The following is a 24981-nucleotide window of genomic DNA, read 5'->3' as shown; positions in this document are numbered from 1 at the left end:
TGGGTTCTCTGGTGGGTTGGATCAATGGCTGCGTTCGCTCAGGCCTTCGGGGCCGGAGCGATAATGGGTCAGGGTTCTGTCTGCATGTTTCAGGCGCCAGGAGAGCGCCTTCTGCGCATAGTCCCGCACGAGCGCGGCATAGGCCGGATCGTCGGCGAGATTTGTGAATTCGTTCGGATCGTGCTGCAGATCGAAGAACAGCGGCGGCAGTGCTGCGAAATGAACGTATTTGTATCGCTCGTCCTGGATGACGCAGAGGCTGCAATCATTCATGCCGAGGCCGAGGAAACTCTGTGGCTCGGAATAATAGACGTCGCGGAAGTCGTACTCGTAGTGCAATTCGGTGCGCCAATCCTGCGGCCGGCCCTCGCTCAGGAAGGGCAGCAGCGACAGCCCGTCGCAGGCGTGCGGGATCTTTCCGCCGAGCCAGTCGAGTATGGTCGGCATGACGTCGATGCTCTCGGTGAAGCCGTTTTCGATCGCGCCGGCGCGTGCATTCTCGCCGGCGTCCTTGATGACGAGTGGAATGCGGAAGCTCGGATCGTTGTAGCCGATCTTGCCGAGCAGGTGATGATCGCCGAGCTGCTCGCCGTGGTCGCTGGTGAAGATGATCAGCGTATCGTCCCACTGACCGGTTTCGTCGAGGTAGTTAAAGACCCGGCCAAGGCAATCGTCGACCTCGGTGATCAGGCCGCAATAGGTCGCGCGCATCTGGCGCAGTTCTGCTTCGTCGAGCGTTGCACCTGACCCTTCGGCGCCCTGGAAGAAGGAGCCGCGGCGTATGCTGTCGACATAGAATTTCATCAGCGGATGTTGTGCAGCCTCGGTGTCCGGGTCGGCCGCGCGGATCGGCTCCGGCATGTCTTCCGGCCGGTACATGGCATGATAGGGAGCAGAGGCGACGAAGGGCGGATGCGGCCGGTAATAACCGAGATGCAGGAAGAAGGGCTTACCGTCGCGGCCCTTGAGATAGGTCAGGGCCCGCTCGGTGAAGAAGGTCGAGTCCGAAAATTCCTTCGGGATGCGTGACGGACGGTCGGTGGCGCCGGCAACGGCGTCCTCGCCCTCGGGCAGCCAGATATCAGGACGATGCTCCGGCAGCTCGAAGCCGTTCTGTGCCACCCAGCCGAAATAGCCCTCCATATTGGGCTCGAAGGCGCCGACCGGATGGAAGCCATCCATCATGTCGCCAAGCACCCTGAAGCGCGGATCGTTCGGCGAAGTGGTGCGCGGATCCGGCACCGTCGTCGTATAGCCGATCAGCGCCGGATCGTAGCCGACGCCGCGCAACGCCTTGCCGAGATTGAGGTGGCGCTGGTCGAGCGGCACCGTGTTCTGCACGGCGCGATGGTTCATCAGATAGAGGCCGGTGAGCAAGCTCGCACGGGCCGGACCGCAGGGCACGCAGGTCGTCACATGGTTCCTGAAGGTCACGCCCTCGCGACAGAGCCGGTCGAGATTAGGCGTCTTCAGGAAATCGTTTTTCCCGTCGGCACGCAGAACGTGCGGAACGAAATCGGCTCGCCATTGGTCAACGACGATGAGGAGAACGTTTTTCTTTCGCATGGAGCCCCCACTTGTGCGGGGCTGTTTGAACCGCGATTATTGCAGCGCGATGACCACTTTTTCAAAGTTCCATGACATTGAACGGATCGTGGGTTTCTTCGCTTTTATTGCAGAAGCGTCATGCAATTGTAATATTCACGACACGCTCATCGCCGGCCCGCCCGCGTGTGACCTGACCGCGGCGCGTACTGTCCGTTTTGCCGTTCTTTGAGAACCGGAAGCGTACATTCGCGGCAAAATCAAGGAGGCGGGCAACGTCTTCTAAGATCAGACGTCGGCTGAGCTCGATCGGCTGCCCGACCGAGCCTATACCACGTGGTCCGTCGACGCGTCGAAGAGATGGATCTGGTCCGGATCAATCGAAAGGCCGATCATATCTCCCGCCTTGACCCTGTCGCGCCGCGTCTCGACGATCGTCAGTTCCGGCTGGGTCTCCGCGACGATGAAGGTCGAGGAGCCGGTCGATTCGACGAAGGCGATCGGCACGTCGAAGCTGCCATGTCCGGGCTCGACGACGCCGATATGTTCCGGCCGGATGCCGGCGATGAGCTTACGTCCGGGCTCGATTGCGCGTGATATCGCAAGCGTCTGCTTCACCGCGCCGAAATCCAGGACCAGGCTCCTGCCGTCTTCCGCGGCAATCGCGGGAATGAAATTCATCGCCGGCGAACCGATGAAACCGGCAACAAACCGGTTTGCCGGCCGGTCGTAGAGGTCGAGCGGCGCGCCCTGCTGTTCGATGATGCCGTCGCGCATCACCACCACATGGTCGGCCATCGTCATCGCTTCGACCTGGTCGTGTGTCACGTAGACGAAGGTTGCGTGCAGCCGGTCGTGCAGCGAGCGGATTTCCTTGCGCATGTGGACGCGCAGCGCGGCATCGAGATTGGACAGCGGCTCGTCGAACAGAAAGGCCTTGGGATGGCGGATAATGGCGCGGCTCATGGCGACACGCTGGCGTTGGCCGCCGGAAAGCTCGCGCGGATAGCGCTTCAGGAGATGCGAAAGACCTGTCGTCGCCGCTACATCCTCGGCAGCCTTCTTGGCCTCGGCCTTGGCGATGCCGCGGATGCGAAGACTGTAGGTTAGGTTTTCCTCGACCGTCATATGCGGATAGAGCGCATAGGACTGGAACACCATAGCGACGTCGCGCTTGCGCGGCGGCACGCCGTTCATCAGCTCGCCGGCAATCCTGAGATCGCCCGACGAAATGCTTTCGAGGCCGGCAAGCGAGCGCAGCAGCGTGGACTTGCCGCAGCCCGAGGGGCCGACGAGCGCGACGAAAGTACCCTTGGCGATCGAAAGGTCGATGTTCTTCAGGGCGTGAAAGGCGCCGTAATATTTGTTGACGCCTCTGAGCTCGATCTGAGTGGTCATTTGAGGGCTCCAGAGGTGAGGCCGGATACGATGCGGCGCTGCAAGAGAACGAAGATGGCAAGGATCGGCGTCACATACATCGTGGCGTAGGCCATGATGTTGTTCCACTCGTTGGTGTTCGGCCCCATAAATGAATTGAGGCCGACGCTTGCCGGCTGAAGATCGACCGCCTGGATCATCGACTTCGAATAGACGAATTCGCCGAAGGCCTGCATGAAGATCAGGATGGCGCTGACCAGGATGCCGTTGCGAGCAAGCGGCAGCACGATGTTGAAGAAGGCGCCGACGCGCGAATTGCCATCGACCAGGGCCGCCTCCTCCAGTTCCTGGGGAACGCTCATAAAGGTGGCGCGCACCAGGATCACGAAGAAGGGCATGCTCTTTGCCGCGACCGCGATGATGACGGCAAGGCGTGGATAATTCAGCATGCCGATCTGTGAAAAGCCGACGAAGATCGGCGTGATCATCAGCGAGGCCGGCAGAACCTGCAGCATGAGGATGAGAAAGAGACCGATATCCACCCAGACATTGCGGTATCTGGCGAGCACATAGGCGCAGCCGACGCCAAGCAGGGTGATGAGCGCCATGGAGCCGAGAGCGATGACCAGCGAGTTCCAGAGATAGCGGCCCATGTCGCGGCTTTCCCAGACATAGGCATAGGTGCCCCATTGGGGTGCAACCGGCCAGAAGCTCGGCGGGGTCGCGAACATTTCCGAGCCGCTTTTCAGCGCGGTGATGTACATCCAGTAGAGCGGGAACAGATAGATCGCTGCCATGACGATCGATATGGCGAGCATCAGGCGGTCGCGGTTCGTCGTAATCATCCGCGCACCTCGTGGCGTGTGGACCGGACATAGACGACGGACGCGAACATGACGAAGACGATCATGATGACGGAAATCGTTGCGCCCTTGGCGAAGTCGTATTGGCGGAAGGACAAATCCCAGGCCCAGTATTGCGTGACATTCGATGAATTGTTCGGCCCGCCCGACGTGATCGCGGCGAAAAGATCGAACTGCTGCAAGGTGAAGATCAGGCCAAGTGCTATGATGGCGCCGATGGTCGAGCGCATCATCGGCAGCGTGATCGTCCAGAAGCGCTGCCAGACATTGGCGCCGTCGAGCTCGGCGGCTTCATAGAGATCAGCGGGAATACCGGCAAGGCCGACGGAAAGCAGGATCATGTTGAATGAGGTGCCGAGCCAGACATTGGCGATGATGACGGCATAGAGCGAATAATGCGGGTCCGAGCGCCAGAAGATGTTGCCCGAGATGATGCCGCTTTCCTTCAGAATGAAATTCAGCACGCCGAAATCACCGGAGAGAATCCAGTTCCAGATGGCGCCGACGACGAGGCCTGGCATCACCCAGGAGACCAGGAACAGGCCGCGCATCCATGAGGCGCCGGGAAAATTGACCCAGAAGAACAGCGCCAGGCCGAAGCCGATCAGGAACTGGCCGGCGATGGAGCCGACGACGAAGATGACGGTGTTGTAGAGGATCGGCAGCGTTTCCGGCTGCGCGAAGAGGTCGGTATAATTCTTGAAGCCTACGAAGGGACGCGAGAAGGTCCCGAGGCTGAACATGTCGACCTCCTGGAAGCTCATCACGACATTGTAGATCAGCGGCAGCCCCGCCATCAGGAACAGAAAACCGAGCGGGAAAGCGACCAGCACGATATCGAAACCGCGACCGTCCCTGACGCTCATCAGGATCCTTTTCATGCGTCCTCCGATACTCCGAACGGGGCCGCCTGGCGCATGATGCGGAAGACGGCCCCTGCCGGGAGGAAATGATGGGATGAACCGAGGCTCATCCGGTTAAATGACGCTTTGCTTCCGGTCCCTCTTCTCCCGCTGGGAGAAGAGGGAGCAAGTTGCGACCCCCGGCCCTTCGCTTTGGGCTCAGGGCGATCGTCGCTGCAATCGATTCACTGGATCGATTGCTTCGGCTGCGCGGAAACGGTCCTCACCCAAGCACAGCCTTGATCTTGTCGGCTGCCTGATCGAGCGCGTCCTTCGGACTCATCTGACCGGTCAGAGCCGCCTGGATGGCGTCCTGGATGGCCTTGGAGATCTTCGGCCATTGCGGATGCGGGCCGCGCGGCTTGGCGTATTTCAGCTGTTCGAGGAAGACCTTGAGGGCGGCATCCTTAAGCGGCTGACCGGTTTCCGGGATCGAAATGTCGGAGCGAGCAGGAAGCTGGCCGAAATTCTTGAACATCTTGTCGTCTTGCGAAGCGAAATATTCGAGCGCCTTGAAGGCTTCGGCCGGATGTTTGCTGGTGGAGAAGATCGCCCAGTTGAAGTCGCCCATGGCCGAGGAGCGTTCAGCGCCTTCCTTCGGAACCGGAAGCAATGTGACGCCCCAGTCGAACTTCGCCTCCTGCGTCATGCGGTCGAGCTCCCACGGACCCGAGATTGCCATTGCCGCATTGCCCGAGTTGAAGGTGCCGGTTGAATCCCACTGGCCGCGCGTCAGGCTATCGGGAGAAGCGAGCTTCTCGTCCATGATCGTCTTCCAGACCTCGAGCGCCTTGACCGCGCCTTCGGCATTGATGTTCTCATAGCTGCCGCCGCCCATCTGAGCCCAGGGAAGGAACTGGAATGTGCCTTCCTCATTGGCCTTGGCCGAGAAGGCGAGACCGTAGACGTTTTTGGCGGGGTCGGTCAGCTTGCGTGCGTCCTCGACCAGTTCGTCCCACGTCTGCGGCGGCTTGTTCGGGTCGAGGCCCTTCGCCTTGAACATGTCCTTGTTGTAGTAGAGGGCGATCGTATTGGTCGCCTTCGGCACGCCAAAATACTTGCCGTCCCACTCGACCGATTTCAGCGGTCCCGGAAAGTAGTTCTCCGGCTTGATGACGGTCGACTTGGCGATCATGTCGGTGAGATCGAGGAAGGCGCCGCGCGACGAGAACAGCGCATGTTCCGGATTGTCGACGGCGATGATATCGGGCGCCTGACCGGTCGCATAGGCGCGCATCGCCTCGGTGACGACGTCGTCGAACTGGATTAGCCGATATTCGATCTTGATGCCGTTGTTCTGAGCGTTGAACTCCTTGACGAGGTTCGGCGCCGGCTGGATATCCTTGTCCAGCGACCAGAGCGTCAGCGTGACGTCTTCGGCCTTGGCCGAAAGACCAAACAGCGAGACGCCTGCAAGCGCGAGAGCGCCCAGAATTGCATATTTGCGGATAGCCATGGTTCTCCTCCTTTGTGGTTATCCCCGTTTGCGGCAATTCCTCCTTGCCGGAAACGATATCATCAGATGGGGTCGACGACGAATTCGCCGCCCCGGGCATGCTTGAGGTGGTTGAGCGCATAGACCTGGCCGGTCATTTCAAGCGCGTCGCGATAGACCGGGTCGTGCCAGCCTTCGATATCGATGGAGCCCGACCAGCCGGCAAGGCGCAGCTCGGAAATGATGTCGGTCCAGTTGCTGTCGCCGAAGCCCGGCGTGCGCATGAAGACGAACTTTTCCTTGCCGAAGATGCCGTGTTCCTTGATGACCTCCCAGCGGATGGTCGCGTCCTTGCCGTGGACGTGGAAGAACTTGTGCGCCCATTTGCGGATCTGCGGCAAAGGGTCGATCAGATAGACCATCTGATGGCACGGTTCCCACTCCAGCCCGATATTATCGTCAGGCGTCTCGTTGAAGATCAGTTCCCAGGCATCGGGATTGTGAGCGATGTTCCAGTCGCCGCTTGCCCAGTTGCCGTCCATGGCGCAATTCTCGAAGGCAATCTTGACGCCCTTGTCGGCGGCGCGCTTGGCAAGCTCGCTCCAGATCTGCTTGTAGCGAGGCAGGCTGTCGGTCAGCGGCTTGCCGCGGATGCGGCCGGTGAAGCCGGCAACGCAGGTGGCGCCGAAGTGATGGGCATTGTCGATGCAGTCCTTCCAGCCCTGCAGCGTCTCGAGGTCGATCGCGGTCTCTTCCAACGGATTGCCGAACATGCCGAGCGTCGAGATGGTGATGTCGCGGTCGCCGATCGCATCGAGGCAGCGCTTGCCGAGTTCAGCAAGGTCCTGGCCCTTGGTCGTCTGCCAGAAGAAGGGTTCGAAGCTTTCGAAGCCCATGCCGGCGATCTCGCCGATGCGGGTTGCGGCATCGCCCTTGTTGCCGCTGACCATGGTGCCGATACGAATGGATTTTGCAGGGTTGCTCACGTCACGTCATCCTATGCTGAAATTTCGATGCGCCTGCCCGTCTTGGCGCTTTCGATTGCGCCGAAGACCATGGCAAGGCTTCTGATATTGTCGGAATTGACCGTCTCGGGCTGTTTGCCGGTGCCGATCGCCGCGATGAAGTCGGCGATGACGCTGGCGTGGCCATGGGTTTCCTCGTCGTGTTCCGGACCGGGAACGTTTACGGAAGCTTGCCCACGCAAGAGGCCGGGCTCTTCGCCGGCGATGGTCGCCTTGAAACTCTCCTCGCCATCCCAGGTGAGCATTCCCTTCGAGCCGACGAGGCGCCACTGGCTTTCCCAGCTGGTGCGCTCGCCCTCGGCGCACCAGGAGCCGCGATAGGTGAAGACGATGTCGTCGGAAAATTCGAAGATGGCATTGGCCGAGGCGCCGTGCCGGTACCACGAACCCTTCGGATTGCGCTCGACGCAATAGACGGCAAGCGGCTTCCTGTCGGCGACGTAGCGGGCCGCATCGAAGGTGTGGATCGCCATGTCGAGAAGCAGGACGTTGTCCATCTCTTCGCGGAAGCCACCGAAATGCGGCGCCAGGAAGAAGTCGCAATGGATGCCGGTGAGTTCGCCGATCGCGCCGCTTTCGACGAAACGACGCAGGCGCCTGACGCCTGATATGAAGCGACGGTTCTGGATAACGGCGTGGATGCGGCCGGTCTCGGCGGCAAGATCGACCAACGCAGCGCCCTCGGCAAGCGAGGCCGCCATCGGCTTTTCGCTGAGCACATGGCAGCCGGCCTTGAGTGCCGTCGAAACGACGTCGTAGCGCGCAGCCGGAATGACGACGTCGAAGACCAGGTCGGCCTTTGTGGCCGCGATGACGTAGGACAGATCCGAACCGATGACGGCGCCTTCAAGGCCGAACTCCGCGGCAAGCTTTTCCGCCGTCTCCCGGTTCAGGTCGACGAGGCCGACGATGGTGACGGAATCGGCCAGCAGAGGGTTGGAAGCGATGGCGCGCAACCAACCTTTAGACATAGCTCCGCACCCGCACAGAATGGCACTGAATTTCACGATTTCCTCCAGAGGAACGGTGTCAACTCTCCTCGTGACACGCACTCCGTAAACGTTTACGACTGTATGCGGAAACATTTTGCGGTGTCAATAGACGGCAAATGGGAAATTGCGGGCCCAGATCCGGACGGATCTGAATTATAGAAATGGAGCATGATGTCGTCCGAAAACCGCGCACACTTTTCGGCATCATGCTCCCGGGAAAATCGTCAGCGATGAAGGGGATTCGCCAGCTTGCCGAACAGTTGAATATCTCGATAGGCACGGTCTCCCGCGCGCTGAACGGCAAGCCCGATGTCAATGAGGAAACTCGCCGGCGGGTGCTGGCGGCGGCCGAGGAACTCGGCTACGTCGCCAACCAGTCTGGGCGGAGCCTGAGGCAGGGGGAGACGAAGGTCATCGGGTTGATGATCGAATCCAGCAAGGAGACAGTTGAGAACGCCGACAACTTCTTCCTCGGCGTCACCAGCGGCCTGCAGAGCGTCTTTGCGCGCCACAAGCTCGACCTCCTCATGTTGCCCTGCCCGAGCGACGAGGACCCGCACGAATATCTGAAGCGGATGGTGGCGCGGCGCATCGTCGATGCGATGATCATCTCGGACACGCAGCGGGTCGACCGGCGCATCGACTTTCTGTCGCGGGCGAAGATCCCCTTCGTCGCGCTCGGCCGCAGCCTTTCGGCCAGCAATTTTCCCTGGATCGATCTCGATTTCGAGGGCGTGGCCGACCATGCCGTCGAGCGGCTGATCACGCTGGGTCACCGCCGGATCGCGATCACCGCGCCGTCGAGCGAGGCCAATCTCGGCTATCTCTTTATCGACAGCTATCGCCGGGCGCTCGAGCGGCACGATATTCCCTTCGATCCGTCGCTCGTCATCCGCGTCAGGTCGAGCGAACAAGGCGGCTATCAGGCGGCCCATGAGCTGCTGCTGCTCGAAGAGCGGCCGACGGCGGTGATCCTGATCTACGAGCTGATGGCGATCGGCCTTTACCGCCGCCTGACGGAATCGGGCGTCATGCCCGGCCGCGACCTTGCAGTGATCGGCTTCCGCGACGCTCCGCGCGCACGGTTCCTGCAGCCGTCGCTGAGCTGCTTTCGCATCTCGCTCTACGATCTCGGCGTCGCGCTCGGACGGATGCTTCTCGCCACCATGCCGGCTTATCGAGATTTCTATCCGGGAGGCGAGCGCAACATCATCTGGCCCCTCGAACTGATGCCGGGCGAAAGCGATGCATTTCGGGTTGGGGTCATGGGCTGAGCGCTATCGGCTTGCTTCCGGAAAGAAGAAGCGAGGCGCGTCTATTTCGGCGATCTTGTAAAGCGAGCTGGATGTAGTATATTTCTTTATAAATATAGTATGGATGGTTTCGATGAAAATGTCCTTCATGACCAGCGCCGCCTTCAATCAGAATCCAAGCAAAGCGAAGAAGGAGGCGAGCGAGCAGCCGCTCGTGATCACCGATCACGGCGAGGCCGCCTATGTGCTTGTCAGCTATGCCGAATTCCAGGCGAACTGGAAGGCGCCCAAGACCCTCTTTGCGGCCCTGCGCGATCCGGGGGCTGACGAAAGAGAATTCGAACCTGAGCGGCTGGAATTCGACAACAGGACCGTCGAGTTTTAATGGCGTTTCTGCTCGACACGAATGTCATCTCTGCTGCGCGAAGGGTCGAACGACAGGCGACGGAATTCCAGAACTTCATGAAGGAGTTTTCCGTCGCCGATGCCTATCTCTCGGCGGTCACCATTATGGAAATCCAGTTCGGCATCCAGCGCGAGCGGACAAGGGATGACCCTGGTTTCGCCGATGATCTCTGCCGCTGGATGGACGAGATCGTGCTTGCCGAATTCGCCGAGCGCATCCTGCCCTTCGATGCCTCGACGGCACGCCGGACCGGCCTGTTGCCGACAGCCGACGGGCGCCCTTCCGCCGATGCGATGATTGCCGCCACAGCGCTGGAACACGGGTTGAAACTTGTTACGCGCAATGTCGCGCATTTTGTCCCACTAGGGGTCGAATGCATCGATCCCTGGCGTTTTGCAGCCTGAACTGCCGGCAGCAGCGCCTCATGCACCAGCCGTGAAAAACCGGTTCTCCGGCCGCGGCAATCCGAGATGCTCGCGCAGCGTCGTGCCTTCGTATTCGCTGCGGAACAGGCCGCGGCGCTGCAGTTCGGGAACCAGCCGTTCGGTGACGTCGGTGAGACCCTGCGGCAGATAGGGGAAGACGACGTTGAAACCGTCCGAACCCTCCTCGTAAAGCCAGCGCTCCATCTCGTCGGCGATGCTTGCCGGCGTGCCGACGAAGGCCAGGCCGGCATAGCCGCCATAACGTTGCGCCAACTGACGCACCGTCAGATTTTCTTCCGCGGCAAGCTTCAGCACTTGGGCGCGGCCGGTCTTGCTGGCATTGGTGTCGGGAATATCTGATGGGAGCGGTGCGTCGGCATCGAAGCCCGAAGCGTCATGGCCGAGCGCGATCGAAAGCGAGGCGATGGCGCTGTCGTAGTGCACCAGGCTGTCGAGCGTGGCGCGTTTGGCGCGGGCCTCCTCGATACTGTCGCCGACGATGATAAAGGCGGCGGGCAGGATCTTCAGATTGTCACGGTTGCGGCCGATGGCTTCCATGCGGCCTTTGATATCGGCATAAAGCGCCTTGCCGGCGGCCAGGTCGCGCGGCGAACAGAAGACCATCTCGGCGGTCTCCGCGGCAAGCTGGCGGCCGGGGTCCGACTGGCCGGCCTGGACGATGACGGGCCAACCCTGTGGCGGCCGGGCGATATTGAGCGGCCCACGGACGCTGAGTTCCTCGCCCTTGTGGCCGAGCACATGCATCTTTGCCGGATCGAAGAACAGGCCGCTTTCCCGGTCGCGCATGAAGGCATCGTCGGCGAAGCTGTCCCAGAGCCCGGTTACCACGTCGTAGAATTCCCGGGCGCGATGATAGCGCTCGCCATGCTCCACATGTTCGTCGAGGCCGAAATTGAGCGCGGCATCAGGGTTCGACGTGGTGACGATGTTCCAGCCGGCGCGTCCGCCGCTGATATGGTCGAGCGAGGCGAAACGACGGGCGATGTGATAGGGCTCGTCGAAGGTGGTAGAGGCGGTCGCAACGAGGCCGATGCGCTCCGTCACCGCCGCCAGCGCCGACAGCAGCGTGAAGGGCTCGAAGGAGGTGACGGTGTGGCTGCGCCTGAGCGCCTCGACCGGCATGTTGAGCACGGCAAGATGATCGGCCATGAAGAAGGCGTCGAATTTCGCCCGTTCCAGCGCCTGCGCGAAGGATTTCAGATGGGCGAAATTGAAATTGGCGTCGGGATAGGAACCGGGATAGCGCCAGGCGCCGGTATGCAGGCTGACGGGACGCATGAAGGCGCCGAGGCGCAACTGCCGTGAACGGGTCATGATTTTCCTCATGGATCGGGCAAGGCGGCCGCCCTGCCCCGCATTGGGCGTTCATTTCTGCAACCGGCGCGGTGACGCACCTGACATCGATTACGTAGGAGGTCGCCATCGTCAAAACGAGACCGGGAGCGCCAGTTCTGGGCAGGAATTTATCGCTTCCCGGGCGACTTCGTCGCACGAGTGCTGGACCGCGACAATAATCGCGGCGGTCTAAGCCTGATAAGCAAACACTTTTCATTTTCCATCGCATCTATAGAATTTGTGCTCTTATCTCGACGCTTAATTTCTTTCACCGATAGGCTCGTCAGAATTGGAGACATCGATGAACACCGTGCTGAGGCAAGCAGACCAGATCCGGCCCGTGGCCGACCGTATCGGCAGCGATGATGAGGCGATCGCTACCGCCCGCAGACTGGCGGCCCAATTTGCCGCACGCGCAGCCGAGCGCGACGCCGACCGGATACTGCCGTTTAGCGAACTCGATCTTCTCGCCCAGTCCGGCCTTCTGGCGATCACCGTGCCGGCGCAATATGGCGGGCTTGACGTCTCCAACGCCGTGCTTGCCGAGATCACCGCGATCCTGTCTGAGGCGGACGGTTCGATCGGCCAGATCCCGCAGAACCATTTCTATATTCTCGAGGCGCTCAGAACCGACGGTGGCGAGGAGCAGCAGCGTTATTTCTTTGGTCGCGTGCTGGCCGGCGATCGTTTCGGCAACGCGCTATCCGAGCGCGGCACCAAGACGGTCGGCCACTACAATACGCGCATCACCCGCGACGGTCCGGGTTACCGGATCAATGGCCGCAAATTCTATTCGACCGGCGTCCTCTTCGCCGACTGGATCACCATCTTCGCGCTCGATCCGGAGGATCGGTTGACCATGGCCTTTGTGCCGAAGGGCACCGAAGGCGTCGAGATCGTCGACGACTGGGACGGTTTTGGCCAGCGCACCACCGGCAGCGGCACGACGATCCTCGACAATGTCTATGTCAGCGCGGATTCCGTAGTCTTCCATCACAAGGGCTTCGAGCGGCCGACGACGATCGGCTCCGTCGGCCAGATCATCCATGCCGGCGTCGACCTCGGTATCGCGCGGGCGGCCTTTGCCGAAACGCTGGAGTTCGTCAGGACGAAATCGCGCCCCTGGATGGATAGCGGCCTTGAGCGCGCCTCCGACGACCCGCTGACGATCGCCAAGGTCGGCCAGATCGCCATTCGCCTGGAAGCTGCAACGGCTCTCGTGGAGCGCGCCGGGCACAAGGTCGATGCCGCGCAGGTCGAGACGACGGAGGAAAAGGTGATCGCGGCCACGCTGGCCGTCGCTGCGGCGAAGGTGCTGACGACCGAAGTGGCGCTCGAGGCCTCGAACACGCTTTTCGAGCTTGCCGGCACCTCGTCGGTACAAACAGGCCTCAACCTCGACCGCCACTGGCGCAATGCCCGCACCCATACGCTGCACGATCCCGTGCGTTGGAAATATCACGTCGTCGGCAACTACCATCTGAACGGCGTGACGCCGCCGAAGAACGGCGCGCTCTGAAATCTCCCCTCTCCAACCGAAAACCCCACCGCCGGTGCCGGCGATGGGGTTTTGCTTTCGATGAAGGATGGCCGCTCAGCTATAGAGGCTGACCTCCGGTATCCTGTCGTTCAGCACGAATTCACCGACTTCCTTCGCCTTGTAGAAAACCGGATCGTGCAGCGTATGGGTGCGGACATTGCGCCAGAACCGGTCGAAGCGGTATTTGTCGGCCGTCGAGCGCGCGCCTGTCAACTCGAAGACGCGCGCGGTGATGTCAAGCGAGACTTGGGTGGCGTGGACCTTGGCGGCATAGGCTTCCGCCGCTGCCTCGCCGCGCTCGCGCGCGGTGACGTCGCCGCCGCGGGCAAGGCCCGCCTGCACGGCTGATGCCGCGCTGTCGGCAAGGGCCGCCGAGGCCTTCACCGCAGCAGTGAATTCGCCGACGCGTTCGAGGATATAAGGATCATCCGCCGCCCGCTCGACACCCGAGGTGATCCATGGCCGGGTCGTGTTGCGGACGTAATCGACGGCCGCCTGCAGCGCGCCTTCGGCGGTACCGAGATAAAAGTTGACGAAGACCAGCTGGATGAACGGCGTGTTGAAGGTCGACAATACAGGCGGCGCCACATCAGGTGCAGCCGGCTCGCCGACGAAATCCTCCTCGTAGACGGGAAAGTCGCGGAACTCGACGCTGCCGCTGTCGGACAGGCGCTGGCCGATATTGTCCCAGTCGTCGTTGGCGACGTAGCCTGGACGATTGGTCGGCACGGCGAAGCCGGCGATCTTGTCGTCGAGCGCCGCATTGGCATTGATGTAATCGGAGACCCGCGCCGCCGTGGAGAAGGACTTGCGTCCGTTCAGCACATAGCCGTTGCCCCGACGGGTGAGCACCAGTCCGGGATCGCGCGGATTGACGGCTGCACCCCAATAGAGGTTCCTGGCGACGGTATCGCTACCCAGCGCATGGGCGCGTGCGGCATCGAGGGCCCAATAGATGTACTGGCTGTTGACATAGTGGTAGCCGAGCAACTGGCCGATCGAGCTCTCGCCACGGGCGAGGATGCGCACCAGCCTCAGCCCGTCGACCCAATCGAGGCCACCGCCGCCGATTTGCGTGGGATGCAACGCATTGAGCAGCCCGGCATTTTTCAACTTGATGATTTCGGCAAGCGGCGGGCGGCCTTCGCGGTCGAGGTCTGCGGCGCGCCTGGAAAGGTCGGCCGAGATATCCTCGGCACGGGCAAAGAGGTCTTCGCGCGTCGGGTTGCGGCTGGCCGCGAAGACGACATTGGACTGGCTCATGGGCGGAACTCCAATTCTCCAAAAAGATGATCCGGCGGAAGCCGCAGAGGCTTCCGCCGGAAGGATCGAAGTGCGTGGTCTCAGAACAGCTTGTCCGGGATCCAGCTGGCGGTCGCAGCATCGCTCGTGCTGAAGACCGGGATCTTTTCGGCCAGTTCCTCGATCGTCTTGACGCCGGCTGCGCGCAGGCTTTCCTGCGTCAGAAGCGTCGGCTTCACGGTGATTTGGTGAGGAACCGTCTGCCCGGCGATTTCGAGTGCGGCGGCGCGAATGGAGACGGCGCCGACGACGGCAGGATTGGTCGCGACGGTCGCAACCCAAGGGCTGCCTTCCTCGGTGATTTCCTGGATATCGGCCGTCGAGACGTCGGCCGAATAGATCTTGAGCTTGTTTGCTATGCCGAGGTCGTTGGCGGCAAGCTTCACGCCGCGGGCGAATTCGTCATAGGGGGCGAAGACGACAGAAATATCGGGATTGGCGGTCAGCACGGCCTTCGCCTGATCGGCAGTCGAGGTCGCCGTTGTGTCGCTGACATTGCCGAAGCGCGCCTTTTCGACCACGCCTTTATTGTCCGACTTGAACTTGTCCCAGACCTCGTTGCGGCGGTCGAGCGGCGCAAAGCCGGCGACATAGACATAACCGGCGTTGAAGCTGTTGCCGTTGTCCTTCACCACCTGTTCGAGCGCCAGTGATGCAAGCTCGTGATCGCTCTGCTCCACCTGCGGAATCTTGGGGTTGTTGAGGTTGACGTCGAAGGCCACGACCTTGATGCCCTTGTCGAGCGCCTGCTGCACGACGTCGCCCAGCGATTCCGGCAGGCCATGGTCGATGACGATGCCGGAGACGCCGAGGTTGATCGCCTGCAGGATCTGCTCGCGCTGTTCTGCGGCATCCTGCCGGCCGGGGAAGATGCGCAGGTCGATATCCAGCGCCTTGGCCTGGGCTTCAGCCCCCGCCTGGTAGGCCTGGAAGAAATCACCGGCCGAGATGTAGCTGATCAGAGCCACCTTGACGCCACCCTTATCGAAGGGGGCCGGAGCGCCGGACAGACCGTCGGCTTTTGCGCCTTGAATGAAAATGAACGGAATGACGGCGGCAGACAGTGCGAGCCGTGCGAGGGATTTCATCGTCGCGTTCCTTCTAGCAAATCGGAGGCGTCGTCTGACAGGTCTGGAAGCCCTCGCGACGCGTTGAATTATTAGATATAATCTCTATGTTTTTAGTAGAGTAAATGATCCGATTTTACGGGCTGCAGGAGATTCTTTGTTTCCCGAGGACAGTTTGTGAGGGAAAGGCGTGCCTGGAGTACGACCGCCCGGACGGGGCACACTCCGGCTTCGAATGCAGTCCCGGACACTATCGATGCCGCTTCTTCACATTGAAAATATCACCCGCAGTTTCGGGTCGACGCGGGCGCTTGCCGGTGCCGATCTTTCGATGGAGCGCGGTGAGATCGTGGCGCTGATGGGTGCAAACGGTGCGGGCAAATCGACGCTGGTCAAGATTCTTTCCGGCGTGCTTCCGGCCGATAGCGGCTCGATCAATCTGGATGGTCGTCCGTTTGCGCCGCGCAGTCCGGCCGAAGCGGCAAAGGCCGGCGTCGTCACCGTGCACCAGTCGACGGATCTCGTCGGTGCCGCCGGCCTGACGGTTGCCGATGCCCTGCTGCTCAACCGGTTCGCCGATCGCAGCACGCCCTTCTTCGTCTCGCGTGCCGGCATCCGCCGTGCCGCGCAGTCCATGCTCGATGCCGCCGGCTTCAGTCTGCCGCTGGACCGTGATTTCGGTGAACTCACCAGCGCCGATCGGCAGCTGGTGGCGATCGCCCGGGCGCTTGCCAACCGCGCCGATCTTCTCATTCTCGACGAGCCGACGGCAAGCCTTTCCGGAGAGGAAAGCCGGCGCCTCTTCGATATTCTGCTTAGGCTTCGCAAGCGCGGACTGGCGATCCTGTATATCTCGCATCGTACCGCCGATCTCGAAGCCATCGCCGACCGCGCGCTCGTCATGCGCGGCGGCCGCGTCGTCGGCAGCTTCTCGCGGCCGATCGATTTTTCGAGCGCCATCGAGACGATGATCGGCCGCAGACTGGAGGCGGCTCGGCCGGATGCGCGACCTGCGACCGGTCCGGCGATTTTCGAGATGCGCGATATCAGACTGCTCTCTGGGGCCACCTCCTTCGATCTGTCATTACATGAGGGTGAGGTGGTGGCGGTGACCGGTGTGCTCGGCGCCGGCAAGAGCCGGCTGCTCCAGGCGATCTTCGGCGAGACGGCGCTTGCCGGCGGCACAATGTTCCTCGATGGCCGGCCGTACCGGCCGAAAAGCCCGGCTGATGCAATCGCGGCGGGTGTCGCCATGGCCGCCGAAGACCGTCATCGCTCCTCGCTGATGCCGCCGGCATGGCCGGGCCATTCGCTGTCGGCGACGATCAGCCTGCCGCATCTTGGCAAATGGTATCCGAGCGGCTTCCTCGTCGGCGGCCGTGAACGACGCGAGGCCGAACAGGCAATCGCGCGTCTCGGCATCAAGGCCGCGGGTCCGCTCGCCTCGGTCTGGTCGCTGTCCGGTGGCAACCAGCAGAAGGCGGTGATCGCTCGCTGGGAGGCCGAACCGAGCCGGCTTCTGTTGCTCGACGAACCCTTCCAGGGCGTCGATGTCGGTGCCCGTCACGACATCATCCGGGCAATCCGCGCCCGCACCGACCGGGCGACGCTGATTGCGACCTCCGACCCGGAGGAGGCCTATGAGGTGGCCGACCGCATCCTCGTCATCGACCGCCACGTGTTGAGGCCCGCGGCAGACGGGGCCGCTCTTGCCTCTGCCATCCAGGGAATATCCGCATGACGACGATCGACGACGACACACTTCCACAGGCAAGCGTCCGGCCGAAGGCATCGCCGCAAGCCGATAACGGCCGTCTCGCCGCCCTCGGGGCGTTCCTGCGGGCGGGCGCGGTGTTCATCCTGCTGGCGCTGCTCATCGTCGGCTTCACCATTGCCCAACCCGCCTTCATCAATATCGCCAATCTGATGAGCATCTTGCAGGCGGTGTCCGTCGTCGCCATTCTCGGCGCCGGCGTCACCGTCACGCTGGCCGTCGGCGGTTTCGATCTGTCGATCGGCGCGGTCGCCGCATCCAGCGTGATGGCGGCCAGCTATGCGATGATCGTCTGGGGCCTTGATGCCTATGCGACGGTGCCGCTGGTGCTCGCCTTTGGCGCTCTGGTCGGCCTCGTCAACGCCTTCCTCATCGTCCGCCTGAAGGTGCCGGATCTCTTGGCGACGCTGGCGATGATGTTTCTGCTTTCCGGCCTCCAGTTGATCCCGACCGCCGGCCGGTCGATATCGGCCGGCCTCACTCTACCCGACGGGTCGAAGGCGACCGGCGCCTACGATCCGGCCTTCCTGCTGATCGGCCGCTACAGCATCCTCGGCACCCTGCCCGTTTCGGTGGTGCTGATGGCGGTGGTCGCCATCGCACTCTTCATCCTCACCGAACGCACCCGCATCGGTCGGCTGTTGTTTGCGACCGGCGGCAACGAGGTCGCGACCCGGCTTGCCGGCGCTTCGACGGTGCGGCTGAAGACGCTCGCCTATGTCCTATCGGGCACGCTGGCATCGCTCGGCGGCATCGTGATCGCCGCCCGCGTCGGGCGCGGCGACATTTCCTCCGGCGGTTCGCTGCTGATGGATTCTGTTGCTGCCGCGTTAATCGGTTTCGCCGTCTTCAATCTCAGGCGTCCCAACGTGCTCGGCACCATTGCCGGCGCCGTCTTCGTCGGCGTGCTGCTGAACGGCCTCACCATGCTGAACGCTCCCTACTACACCCAGGATTTCGTCAAGGGCGCCGTGCTCGTCGGCGCACTCGCCCTCACCTATGGCCTCGGCCGCAGCAATCCCTAATTCCAAGGAAGAAAGACATGACCCGCGAAATCAGGCTGAACGCCTTCGATATGAATTGCGTCGGACACCAGTCGCCGGGGCTCTGGCGCCATCCGCGTGACAAGTCCTGGACCTACAAGGATCTCGACTATTGGGTGCATCTGGCAAAGACGCTGGAGCGCGGCAAGTTCGATGGACTGTTTATCGCCGACGTGCTCGGCGTCTACGATGTGCTGAGCGGCAATGTCGACGCCGCACTTCGCCATTCGGCGCAGGTGCCGGTCAATGATCCGCTGCAGCTGATCCCCACCATGGCCTACGAGACCGAGCACCTCGGCTTCGGCCTGACGGCGTCGCTCTCCTTCGAGCACCCCTACACCTTCGCCCGCCGCATATCGACGCTCGACCATCTAACGAAAGGGCGTGTCGGCTGGAATATCGTCACCTCCTACCTCAACAGCGGGGCGCTCAATATCGGCCAGCCGGCGCAGACGAAGCATGATGACCGCTACGATCTTGCCGAGGAATATCTCGAGGTCTGCTACAAGCTCTGGGAGGGAAGCTGGGAGGACGGCGCCGTCGTCCGCGACCGGGAAAGCGGTATCTTCACCCATCCTGACAAGGTCCACCCGATCCGCCATTCCGGCAAGCATTTCAACGTGCCCGGCATTCACTTGAGCGAACCCTCGCCGCAGCGCACGCCAGTGCTCTACCAGGCCGGCGCCTCCAGCCGCGGCAAGGATTTCGCCGGCGCCCATGCCGAGTGCATCTTCGTCGCATCCCCGTCGAAACCTGTGCTGAAGCGTTACGTTGCCAATGTCCGCGAGGCGGCCGAGCGCGTCGGCCGCAACCCGCGCGAAATCCTTGCCTTCAACCTGCAGACCGTGATCCTCGGCGAGACCGATGCGGAGGCACAGCGGAAGTTTAACGAATACCGCAAATACGCCTCCTTCGAGGGTGCGCTGACACTGATCTCCGGCTGGACCGGCATCGATTTCGGGCAGTTCGGGCCGGACGAAGTGCTGCGGCACCGCCATACCAATGCGGTGCAATCGGCCGTCGAAACCTTCACCACCATCGATCCCACCAAGGAATGGACGGTGCGCGAAATGGCCGATTGGGTCGGCATCGGCGGTTTCGGCCCTGTTTTCGTCGGCTCGCCGCAAACGGTCGCCGATCTGATGCAGGAATGGATCGAGGATACCGATGTCGACGGCTTCAACCTTGCCTATGCCGTGACGCCCGAGAGCTTCGAGGATGCCGTCGATTTGCTGGTCCCGGAACTGCAAAAGCGCGGCGTCTACAAGACCGACTACGCCAAGGGAACGTTGCGGGAAAAACTTGGGGGAGCGGGGCCGCGGCTCGTCGCGCCGCATCCGGGGGCGGCCTATCGCAACCTCGCCGGAGAACCGGTCAGGCTTGCCGCCGGCGGCTGACCGGCCGCCGCGCGTCCTCTCAGACGCGCAAAGGACGCTCTAACACTCTGAATTGCTGCATAATTCTGTAAATCGATTTCGATTAAGGAATTATGCAGCGCGCGAATGCGCGCAGGATGGAAAAATATCTCGCCCGGCTTGCGCATTTGAATTTAATATCCGTCGCAATGATCTTTTCGCTTCGAATATAGTCTGGCGAATTGTTCACCGACCAGGAGGGGTCATGACCGTATCATCTATCTCGCGGCGCACGCTGATGAAGGGCACTGCCCTGCTCCTTGCCTCGACGGCGCTCGCCCGGCAGGCGCTCGCGCAGACGGCGCAGACCACCCCGAGCGGCGGCCGGCTGATCGTTGCGGCCGATTCCGAGCCGAAGAACCTCAATCCTGCCATCGTCGCCTCGAACGGTGTCTTCTTCGTCGCCAGCAAGGTGATCGAGCCGCTCGCCGAAGCGTCGTTCGACGGCAAGGACGGGCTTTCACCGCGCCTCGCCACATCCTGGGAGGGTGCGGCGGACGGCCTTTCGGTCACCTTCAAGCTGCGCGACGGCGTCACCTGGCACGATGGCAAGCCGTTTACCTCGGTCGATGTCGCCTTCTCGGCGCTCAACATCTGGAAGCCGCTGCAGAATCTCGGCCGCCTGGTCTTCGCCAATCTCGAAGCCGTCGATACCCCTGATGATTACACCGCCATCTTCCGCTTCTCCAAGCCGACGCCGTTCCAACTGATCCGTAACGCGCTGCCTGTTGTCACCAGCGTCGTCGCCAAGCACATTTTCGACGGCACCGACATCGCGACCAACCCTGCCAATAACACGCTGATCGGCACCGGTCCGTTCAAGTTCGCCGAACACAAGCCCGGCGAATATTACCGGCTGACGCGCAACGAAAATTACTGGGACAAGGAGCAGCCGAAACTCGACGAGATCATCTTCCGCGTGCTGCCCGATCGCGAAGCGGCGGGTGCAGCACTCGAAGCCGAGGAAATCCAGCTTGCCGCCTTCTCGGCGGTGCCGCTCGCCGATCTCGACCGTATCTCGAAGGTCGCCGGGATCAAGGTGATTTCGAAGGGCTACGAGGCATTGACCTACCAGCTCGTCGTCGAGATCAATCACCGCCGCAAGGAGCTCTCCGACCTCAGGGTCCGTCAGGCAATCGCCCAGGCGATCGACAAGAAATTCGTGGTCGACACCATCTTCCTCGGTTATGCGGCCGCCTCGACCGGCCCGGTGCCGAAGAATGCGCCGGAGTTCTATACACCCGATGTCGCGGCCTATTCGTTCGACCCTGCGGCCGCCAACGACATTCTTGACAAGGCAGGATACAAGCAAGGACCGGATGGCAACCGCTTTACGCTGAAACTGCGCCCGGCGCCCTATTTCAACGAGACCCGGCAGTTCGGCGATTACCTTCGCCAGGCGCTCGCCGTGATCGGCATCAATGCGGAGATCGTCAATGCCGATGCGGCCGCGCACCAGAAGGCTGTTTATACCGACCACGACTTCGACCTTGCCGTCGGTCCGCCGGTCTTCCGCGGTGATCCGGCGATCTCCACCACCATTCTCGTCCAGTCCGGGACGCCAGCCGGCGTGCCCTTCTCCAATCAGGGCGGCTACGTCAATCCGGAGCTCGACAAGATCATCAAGCAGGCCTCGGAGACTATCGACACGACGGCGCGCACCGATCTCTACCGCAAGTTCCAGCAGCTCGTCGTTGCCGATCTGCCACTGATCAACGTCGCGGAATGGGGTTTCATCACCGTCGCGCGCGACAGCGTGCTCAACGTCTCGGACAATCCGCGCTGGGCCGTCTCGAACTGGGGCGATACGGCGCTGCAATCGTGATAGGATCGGCGGCAATTCTCTTCCAGAGGCCCTGTCCGGCGTGAGACGTGCAATTATCCTCCTGAGGCGCAGGGCGATCAGCAGCATTCCAGTGCTGCTGATCGTGGTGATCTTCACCTTTTTCCTGCTTGAATCCGCCTCGGGCGATGCTGTCGACGCCTATCTCGGCTCGATCGGCGGCGGCGATGCCGCACTTAGGCAGTCGCTGCGCGAGAGCTACGGCCTCGACCAATCGATGTTCGCGCGCCTCTGGCTCTATCTTTCCTCGCTCGCACGCTTCGATCTCGGCTGGTCAGTCGCCTTCGGCCGGCCGGTCGGTGCCCTCATTACCGAACGCCTGCCCAATACGCTGCTGCTGATGGGCAGCGCCACAGCACTCTCCTTCGGCCTCGGCTCAGCGCTCGGCATCCTTGCCGGAGCGCGGCCGGGCGGTCTGCGTGACCGGCTGCTGTCGATCGGCTCACTGATCGTCTATGCCATTCCGAGCTTCTGGCTCGGCCTGGTGCTGAGCATCGCCTTTTCGGTGAAGCTGCGCTGGTTTCCGATCGCCGGCGTCGAGACGATCGCTTCCGGCAAGACAGGTTTTTCGCGCGCGCTCGATATCGCCGATCATCTGGTTCTGCCGGTCGGCGCGCTCGCCCTGATCTATCTCGCCTTGTTCCTGCGGGTGATGCGCAGCGGCATGGCCGAGGCCTGGAAGCTCGATTTCGTGCTTTTCGCCCGGGCCAAGGGTCTGTCGCGGAGCCGGATCGTGCTGCGCCATGTCGCGCGCAACGCGCTGCTGCCGCTCGTCACCATGCTCGGGCTGCAATCGGCGGCCATGCTCGGCGGCAGCGTGGTGATCGAGAGCATCTTTGCGATCCCGGGTTTCGGGCGGCTGGCGCAGGAGGCGGTAAACGGCCGCGACGCGCCGTTGTTGATGGGCATCATCGTCACCAGCGCCGTCTTGGTCATCTCGGTCAATTTCCTCGTCGATCTCGTCTATGCCGCACTCGACCCGCGCATCGGCGCATCGGAGGGCGGCGCATGAGCTGGCTGCGGCGACTGCTGCGCACGCCGGAAGGTGCTGCAGGATTTGCGATCCTTCTCGTCCTTCTTTCGGCCGGGCTGCTCGCTCCTGTTATTTCGCCGGGCGATCCGCTGAAAATTGCCGGCCGCGCCCTGCTGGCGCCGTTCACCGATCCGGGGTTTCCGCTCGGTACCGATCGTCTCGGCCGCGACGTGCTGGCGGGCCTGCTCTATGGTGCCAGGACCTCGCTTGCCGTTGGCCTGGCGGCGGCGTTTGCGGCCATGGTGCTTGGGCTCTGCGTCGGCCTTGCGGCCGGTTTTGCCGGCGGGCTCGTCGACGAGGCGCTGATGCGGGTGGTCGACGCCTTCCAGATCGTACCGGCTTTCTTGCTCGCTCTTGCTTTCGTCAGCACCATCGGCGTGTCGACGCCCATTGTCGTCCTTGCCATCGCCCTCGGCACCTGGGCCGATCCGGCGCGGCTGACGCGAGCGCAGGTGCTTGCGATCCGCGAGCAGGATTATGTCGCCTCGGCAAGGGTGATCGGCATGCATCCGGCCGAGATCGCCTTCCGGGAGATCCTGCCGAATGCGCTGCCGCCGGTGCTGGCGCTTTCGGCCACCATCGTCGCCGGCGCGATCCTCACCGAGGCCGCGCTGTCCTTCCTGGGTCTCGGCAATCCCAACATCGCCACCTGGGGTTCGATGATCGCCGAGGGCCGCAGCGTGTTGCGTTCGGCATCCTATCTCTCGGTCATACCGGGTGCGGCACTCGCCGTGACCGTGCTCGGCGTCCATCTCTTCAGCGAGGGTCTGGGCAAGGCGCTTGGCGACAATGGCGTGAGGGCGGCATGAGCGGGATTTTTTTGAGCCTGCGACAGCTTTCGGTCACCTATGGGCGCGGCAGCAGCGGTGCGGCCGCTCTAGACGATATCGATCTTGATATCGTCGCCGGCGAAAGGCTGGCGATCATCGGCGAAAGCGGCTCCGGCAAGAGCACGCTTGCCCGAGCGCTTGCCGGTCTGCTGCCGGAGGGAACGAAGGTTAGTGGCGAGATGCTCTGGCCCGGCCTTGGCCATCCGCCTCGCCCAGGCCGCGACTTCGGCTTGGTCTTCCAGGATCCGGGCTCCAGCCTCAATCCCGTCCTGACGATCGGCGAGCAGGTTGCCGAAGGCGCAAGGCGCCATCTCGACCTCAGCTGGAAACAGGCCCATATCAGGGCTGAAGAATTGCTTGAGCGGGTACGGATACCGCAGCCCGACAAGGCGATGCGGGCCTTTCCGCATCAGCTTTCCGGTGGCCAGCGCCAGCGCGTGGCGATCGCGGCTGCGATCGCTGCGAAACCTGCGCTGCTGATTGCCGACGAGGCGACCAGCGCGCTTGATGTCGTCGTCCAGGCCGAGATCGTCCGCCTGCTCGACGGGCTGGTGCGCGAGGATGGCATGACGCTGCTCTTCATCACCCACGACATCGCGCTTGCCTCCGGCTTTGTCGATCGCATCGCCGTTTTCCGCAATGCGAGGCTGGTTGAGGCTGGTCCCGTCCGTTCGGTACTTTCGGGGCCTGAGAACGACTATACCGCTGCCCTGATCGCCAGCCATCGCGATCTCGCGACGCCGCCGCTGATCGCGGAGGTGCCGGCATGAGCGATACCTTGCTTTCCATCGAAAACCTGTCGAAAGGCTTTTCTTCTGCCGGCAGGCAGGTTGCCGCCCTCTGTAATGTGTCGCTGACGATCGCGCCTGGGGAAACACTCGGTCTTGTCGGCGCCTCTGGCAGCGGAAAATCGACATTATCGCGCATCCTGCTGCGGCTCCTCTCGTCCGATGCCGGTTCGATCCGCTTCGAAGGGGCAGACTGGCTGGCACTTGATGGTGCGCCCCTACGCCGCAAGCGGGCGCGCATGCAGATGGTGTTTCAAGATCCCCTCGCCGCCTTCAATCCGCTGGCGACCGTCGGCACGGTGCTCGACGATCCGCTTCGCATCCATGGCATTGCGGCGAAGGACCGGCGCCCCGGCGAGATCGTCATGCTGCTGGAGCGTGTCGGCCTCACCGCCGATCATGCCGCCCGGCCGGTGCGTTCGCTCTCCGGTGGCCAGCGCCAGCGCGTGGCGATAGCGCGGGCGATTGCGACGCGGCCATCGCTGCTGGTGCTCGATGAGGCGGTGTCCGCCCTCGACGTCACCGTGCGCGGCAGGATTCTGGAGCTTCTGGTCGATCTGCAGAAAGAACAGGGCATTGCCTGTCTGTTCATTTCGCACGATCTTGCCGTGGTCCGCGCCGTCTCCCACCGCATTGCCGTCATGGATGGCGGGCGGATCGTCGAGAGCGGCCCGGCAGCGGTGGTCGTTGCCGCGCCGCAATCCGAGGCCGCCCGCGCACTCGTTGCCGCCGTCCCCCGTCTCGTGACCGATCCCTGCTGAAGGAAG

Annotated in this window: 22 protein-coding genes; 12 read left to right on the top strand and 10 right to left on the bottom strand. The window is 62.4% G+C overall.

What is annotated here, in order from left to right:
* Window positions 1–21: 21 nt before the first annotated feature.
* The 7 genes from pehA to A6U98_RS13025 all read right to left on the bottom strand — a co-directional run bounded on the left by pehA (window position 22) and on the right by A6U98_RS13025 (window position 8154).
* Window positions 22–1566, bottom strand: coding sequence for a phosphoric/sulfuric ester hydrolase PehA (pehA, locus tag A6U98_RS13060; RefSeq protein WP_064650342.1), 1545 nt, complete (start codon window positions 1564–1566; stop codon window positions 22–24).
* A 306-nt stretch (window positions 1567–1872) separates the two neighbouring features.
* The gene (locus A6U98_RS13050) at window positions 1873–2943 is read right to left on the bottom strand and encodes an ABC transporter ATP-binding protein (RefSeq protein ID WP_064650337.1); all 1071 of its coding nucleotides are present in this window, start codon (window positions 2941–2943) and stop codon (window positions 1873–1875) included.
* Entirely contained in the window at window positions 2940–3767 is an 828-nt protein-coding gene (locus A6U98_RS13045) for a carbohydrate ABC transporter permease (protein WP_064650336.1), read from the bottom strand. The genes A6U98_RS13050 and A6U98_RS13045 overlap by 4 nt, the downstream gene beginning before the upstream one ends.
* Complete coding sequence (locus A6U98_RS13040) at window positions 3764–4666, bottom strand: sugar ABC transporter permease (protein ID WP_003552007.1); 903 nt, start codon at window positions 4664–4666, stop codon at window positions 3764–3766. The genes A6U98_RS13045 and A6U98_RS13040 overlap by 4 nt, the downstream gene beginning before the upstream one ends.
* Before the next feature lie 244 nt (window positions 4667–4910).
* Entirely contained in the window at window positions 4911–6143 is a 1233-nt protein-coding gene (locus tag A6U98_RS13035; RefSeq protein WP_064650334.1) for a sugar ABC transporter substrate-binding protein, read from the bottom strand.
* 62 nt (window positions 6144–6205) lie between these two features.
* Complete coding sequence (locus A6U98_RS13030) at window positions 6206–7108, bottom strand: sugar phosphate isomerase/epimerase (protein WP_064650332.1); 903 nt, start codon at window positions 7106–7108, stop codon at window positions 6206–6208.
* Between the two features lie 11 nt (window positions 7109–7119).
* Window positions 7120–8154 carry a Gfo/Idh/MocA family oxidoreductase gene (locus A6U98_RS13025; protein WP_064650330.1) on the bottom strand — a complete coding sequence of 345 codons (1035 nt, stop codon included), beginning with the start codon at window positions 8152–8154 and terminating at the stop codon, window positions 7120–7122.
* Window positions 8155–8369: 215 nt separating this feature from the next.
* Between A6U98_RS13025 and A6U98_RS13020 the strand changes: the two genes are divergently transcribed.
* The 3 genes from A6U98_RS13020 (at window position 8370) to A6U98_RS13010 (ending at window position 10202) form a co-directional block, all read left to right on the top strand.
* Window positions 8370–9413 (top strand): substrate-binding domain-containing protein, encoded by a 1044-nt coding sequence (locus A6U98_RS13020; RefSeq protein WP_064650440.1) that lies wholly within the window; start codon window positions 8370–8372, stop codon window positions 9411–9413.
* A 103-nt stretch (window positions 9414–9516) separates the two neighbouring features.
* Window positions 9517–9777: a type II toxin-antitoxin system Phd/YefM family antitoxin gene (locus tag A6U98_RS13015; RefSeq protein WP_064650328.1), complete on the top strand. Its 261-nt coding sequence runs from the start codon at window positions 9517–9519 to the stop codon at window positions 9775–9777.
* Window positions 9777–10202, top strand: a complete 426-nt coding sequence (locus tag A6U98_RS13010; RefSeq protein ID WP_064650326.1) for a type II toxin-antitoxin system VapC family toxin — start codon at window positions 9777–9779, stop codon at window positions 10200–10202. Before A6U98_RS13015 ends, A6U98_RS13010 begins: the two co-directional genes overlap by 1 nt.
* A gap of 18 nt (window positions 10203–10220) precedes the next feature.
* Here A6U98_RS13010 and A6U98_RS13005 read toward each other — a convergent pair whose 3' ends face one another.
* Complete coding sequence (locus A6U98_RS13005; RefSeq protein ID WP_064650325.1) at window positions 10221–11558, bottom strand: LLM class flavin-dependent oxidoreductase; 1338 nt, start codon at window positions 11556–11558, stop codon at window positions 10221–10223.
* 322 nt (window positions 11559–11880) lie between these two features.
* Here A6U98_RS13005 and A6U98_RS13000 point away from each other — a divergent pair, with 322 nt between their 5' ends.
* Window positions 11881–13098, top strand: a complete 1218-nt coding sequence (locus A6U98_RS13000) for an SfnB family sulfur acquisition oxidoreductase (RefSeq protein WP_064650322.1) — start codon at window positions 11881–11883, stop codon at window positions 13096–13098.
* A gap of 75 nt (window positions 13099–13173) precedes the next feature.
* Here the strand turns inward: A6U98_RS13000 and A6U98_RS12995 are convergent, their stop codons facing one another.
* Together A6U98_RS12995 and A6U98_RS12990 are read right to left on the bottom strand one after the other, a co-directional pair.
* Entirely contained in the window at window positions 13174–14382 is a 1209-nt protein-coding gene (locus A6U98_RS12995; protein ID WP_064650319.1) for an acyl-CoA dehydrogenase family protein, read from the bottom strand.
* Window positions 14383–14462: 80 nt separating this feature from the next.
* On the bottom strand, window positions 14463–15509 hold the full coding sequence (locus A6U98_RS12990) for a substrate-binding domain-containing protein (RefSeq protein ID WP_064650317.1): 1047 nt from the start codon (window positions 15507–15509) through the stop codon (window positions 14463–14465).
* Window positions 15510–15744: 235 nt separating this feature from the next.
* Here A6U98_RS12990 and A6U98_RS12985 point away from each other — a divergent pair, with 235 nt between their 5' ends.
* The 8 genes from A6U98_RS12985 (at window position 15745) to A6U98_RS12950 (ending at window position 24975) form a co-directional block, all read left to right on the top strand.
* Window positions 15745–17229, top strand: coding sequence for a sugar ABC transporter ATP-binding protein (locus tag A6U98_RS12985; RefSeq protein WP_064650315.1), 1485 nt, complete (start codon window positions 15745–15747; stop codon window positions 17227–17229).
* Window positions 17226–18287: an ABC transporter permease gene (locus A6U98_RS12980; RefSeq protein WP_064650313.1), complete on the top strand. Its 1062-nt coding sequence runs from the start codon at window positions 17226–17228 to the stop codon at window positions 18285–18287. The genes A6U98_RS12985 and A6U98_RS12980 overlap by 4 nt, the downstream gene beginning before the upstream one ends.
* Before the next feature lie 17 nt (window positions 18288–18304).
* Window positions 18305–19702: an LLM class flavin-dependent oxidoreductase gene (locus tag A6U98_RS12975; RefSeq protein WP_064650311.1), complete on the top strand. Its 1398-nt coding sequence runs from the start codon at window positions 18305–18307 to the stop codon at window positions 19700–19702.
* 223 nt (window positions 19703–19925) lie between these two features.
* Complete coding sequence (locus A6U98_RS12970) at window positions 19926–21545, top strand: ABC transporter substrate-binding protein (protein WP_064650309.1); 1620 nt, start codon at window positions 19926–19928, stop codon at window positions 21543–21545.
* A 40-nt stretch (window positions 21546–21585) separates the two neighbouring features.
* Window positions 21586–22575 (top strand): ABC transporter permease, encoded by a 990-nt coding sequence (locus A6U98_RS12965; RefSeq protein ID WP_064650307.1) that lies wholly within the window; start codon window positions 21586–21588, stop codon window positions 22573–22575.
* The gene (locus A6U98_RS12960) at window positions 22572–23405 is read left to right on the top strand and encodes an ABC transporter permease (protein ID WP_064650305.1); all 834 of its coding nucleotides are present in this window, start codon (window positions 22572–22574) and stop codon (window positions 23403–23405) included. The genes A6U98_RS12965 and A6U98_RS12960 overlap by 4 nt, the downstream gene beginning before the upstream one ends.
* Entirely contained in the window at window positions 23402–24196 is a 795-nt protein-coding gene (locus A6U98_RS12955) for an ABC transporter ATP-binding protein (protein WP_064650302.1), read from the top strand. Before A6U98_RS12960 ends, A6U98_RS12955 begins: the two co-directional genes overlap by 4 nt.
* Entirely contained in the window at window positions 24193–24975 is a 783-nt protein-coding gene (locus A6U98_RS12950) for an ATP-binding cassette domain-containing protein (protein WP_064650300.1), read from the top strand. The genes A6U98_RS12955 and A6U98_RS12950 overlap by 4 nt, the downstream gene beginning before the upstream one ends.
* Window positions 24976–24981: the final 6 nt, after the last annotated feature.

The sequence above is a fragment of the Rhizobium sp. WYCCWR10014 genome, assembly GCF_001657485.1.
Taxonomy (GTDB): Bacteria; Pseudomonadota; Alphaproteobacteria; order Rhizobiales; family Rhizobiaceae; genus Rhizobium.
This window is presented reverse-complemented; position numbering and strand designations above follow the sequence as displayed.

Bases quoted from the DNA above. Each gene is read 5' to 3' on its own strand.
- A6U98_RS12950 (WP_064650300.1), top strand. From the start codon at position 24,193: ATGAGCGATACCTTGCTTTCCATCGAAAACCTGTCGAAAGGCTTTTCT.
- A6U98_RS12970 (WP_064650309.1), top strand. From the start codon at position 19,926: ATGACCGTATCATCTATCTCGCGGCGCACGCTGATGAAGGGCACTGCC.
- pehA (WP_064650342.1), bottom strand. From the start codon at position 1,566: ATGCGAAAGAAAAACGTTCTCCTCATCGTCGTTGACCAATGGCGAGCC.
- A6U98_RS12985 (WP_064650315.1), top strand. From the start codon at position 15,745: ATGCCGCTTCTTCACATTGAAAATATCACCCGCAGTTTCGGGTCGACG.
- A6U98_RS13005 (WP_064650325.1), bottom strand. From the start codon at position 11,558: ATGACCCGTTCACGGCAGTTGCGCCTCGGCGCCTTCATGCGTCCCGTC.
- A6U98_RS12980 (WP_064650313.1), top strand. From the start codon at position 17,226: ATGACGACGATCGACGACGACACACTTCCACAGGCAAGCGTCCGGCCG.
- A6U98_RS13015 (WP_064650328.1), top strand. From the start codon at position 9,517: ATGGTTTCGATGAAAATGTCCTTCATGACCAGCGCCGCCTTCAATCAG.
- A6U98_RS12990 (WP_064650317.1), bottom strand. From the start codon at position 15,509: ATGAAATCCCTCGCACGGCTCGCACTGTCTGCCGCCGTCATTCCGTTC.
- A6U98_RS13020 (WP_064650440.1), top strand. From the start codon at position 8,370: ATGAAGGGGATTCGCCAGCTTGCCGAACAGTTGAATATCTCGATAGGC.
- A6U98_RS12975 (WP_064650311.1), top strand. From the start codon at position 18,305: ATGACCCGCGAAATCAGGCTGAACGCCTTCGATATGAATTGCGTCGGA.
- A6U98_RS12960 (WP_064650305.1), top strand. From the start codon at position 22,572: ATGAGCTGGCTGCGGCGACTGCTGCGCACGCCGGAAGGTGCTGCAGGA.
- A6U98_RS12995 (WP_064650319.1), bottom strand. From the start codon at position 14,382: ATGAGCCAGTCCAATGTCGTCTTCGCGGCCAGCCGCAACCCGACGCGC.
- A6U98_RS13035 (WP_064650334.1), bottom strand. From the start codon at position 6,143: ATGGCTATCCGCAAATATGCAATTCTGGGCGCTCTCGCGCTTGCAGGC.
- A6U98_RS13050 (WP_064650337.1), bottom strand. From the start codon at position 2,943: ATGACCACTCAGATCGAGCTCAGAGGCGTCAACAAATATTACGGCGCC.
- A6U98_RS12955 (WP_064650302.1), top strand. From the start codon at position 23,402: ATGAGCGGGATTTTTTTGAGCCTGCGACAGCTTTCGGTCACCTATGGG.
- A6U98_RS13010 (WP_064650326.1), top strand. From the start codon at position 9,777: ATGGCGTTTCTGCTCGACACGAATGTCATCTCTGCTGCGCGAAGGGTC.
- A6U98_RS13045 (WP_064650336.1), bottom strand. From the start codon at position 3,767: ATGATTACGACGAACCGCGACCGCCTGATGCTCGCCATATCGATCGTC.
- A6U98_RS13040 (WP_003552007.1), bottom strand. From the start codon at position 4,666: ATGAAAAGGATCCTGATGAGCGTCAGGGACGGTCGCGGTTTCGATATC.
- A6U98_RS13000 (WP_064650322.1), top strand. From the start codon at position 11,881: ATGAACACCGTGCTGAGGCAAGCAGACCAGATCCGGCCCGTGGCCGAC.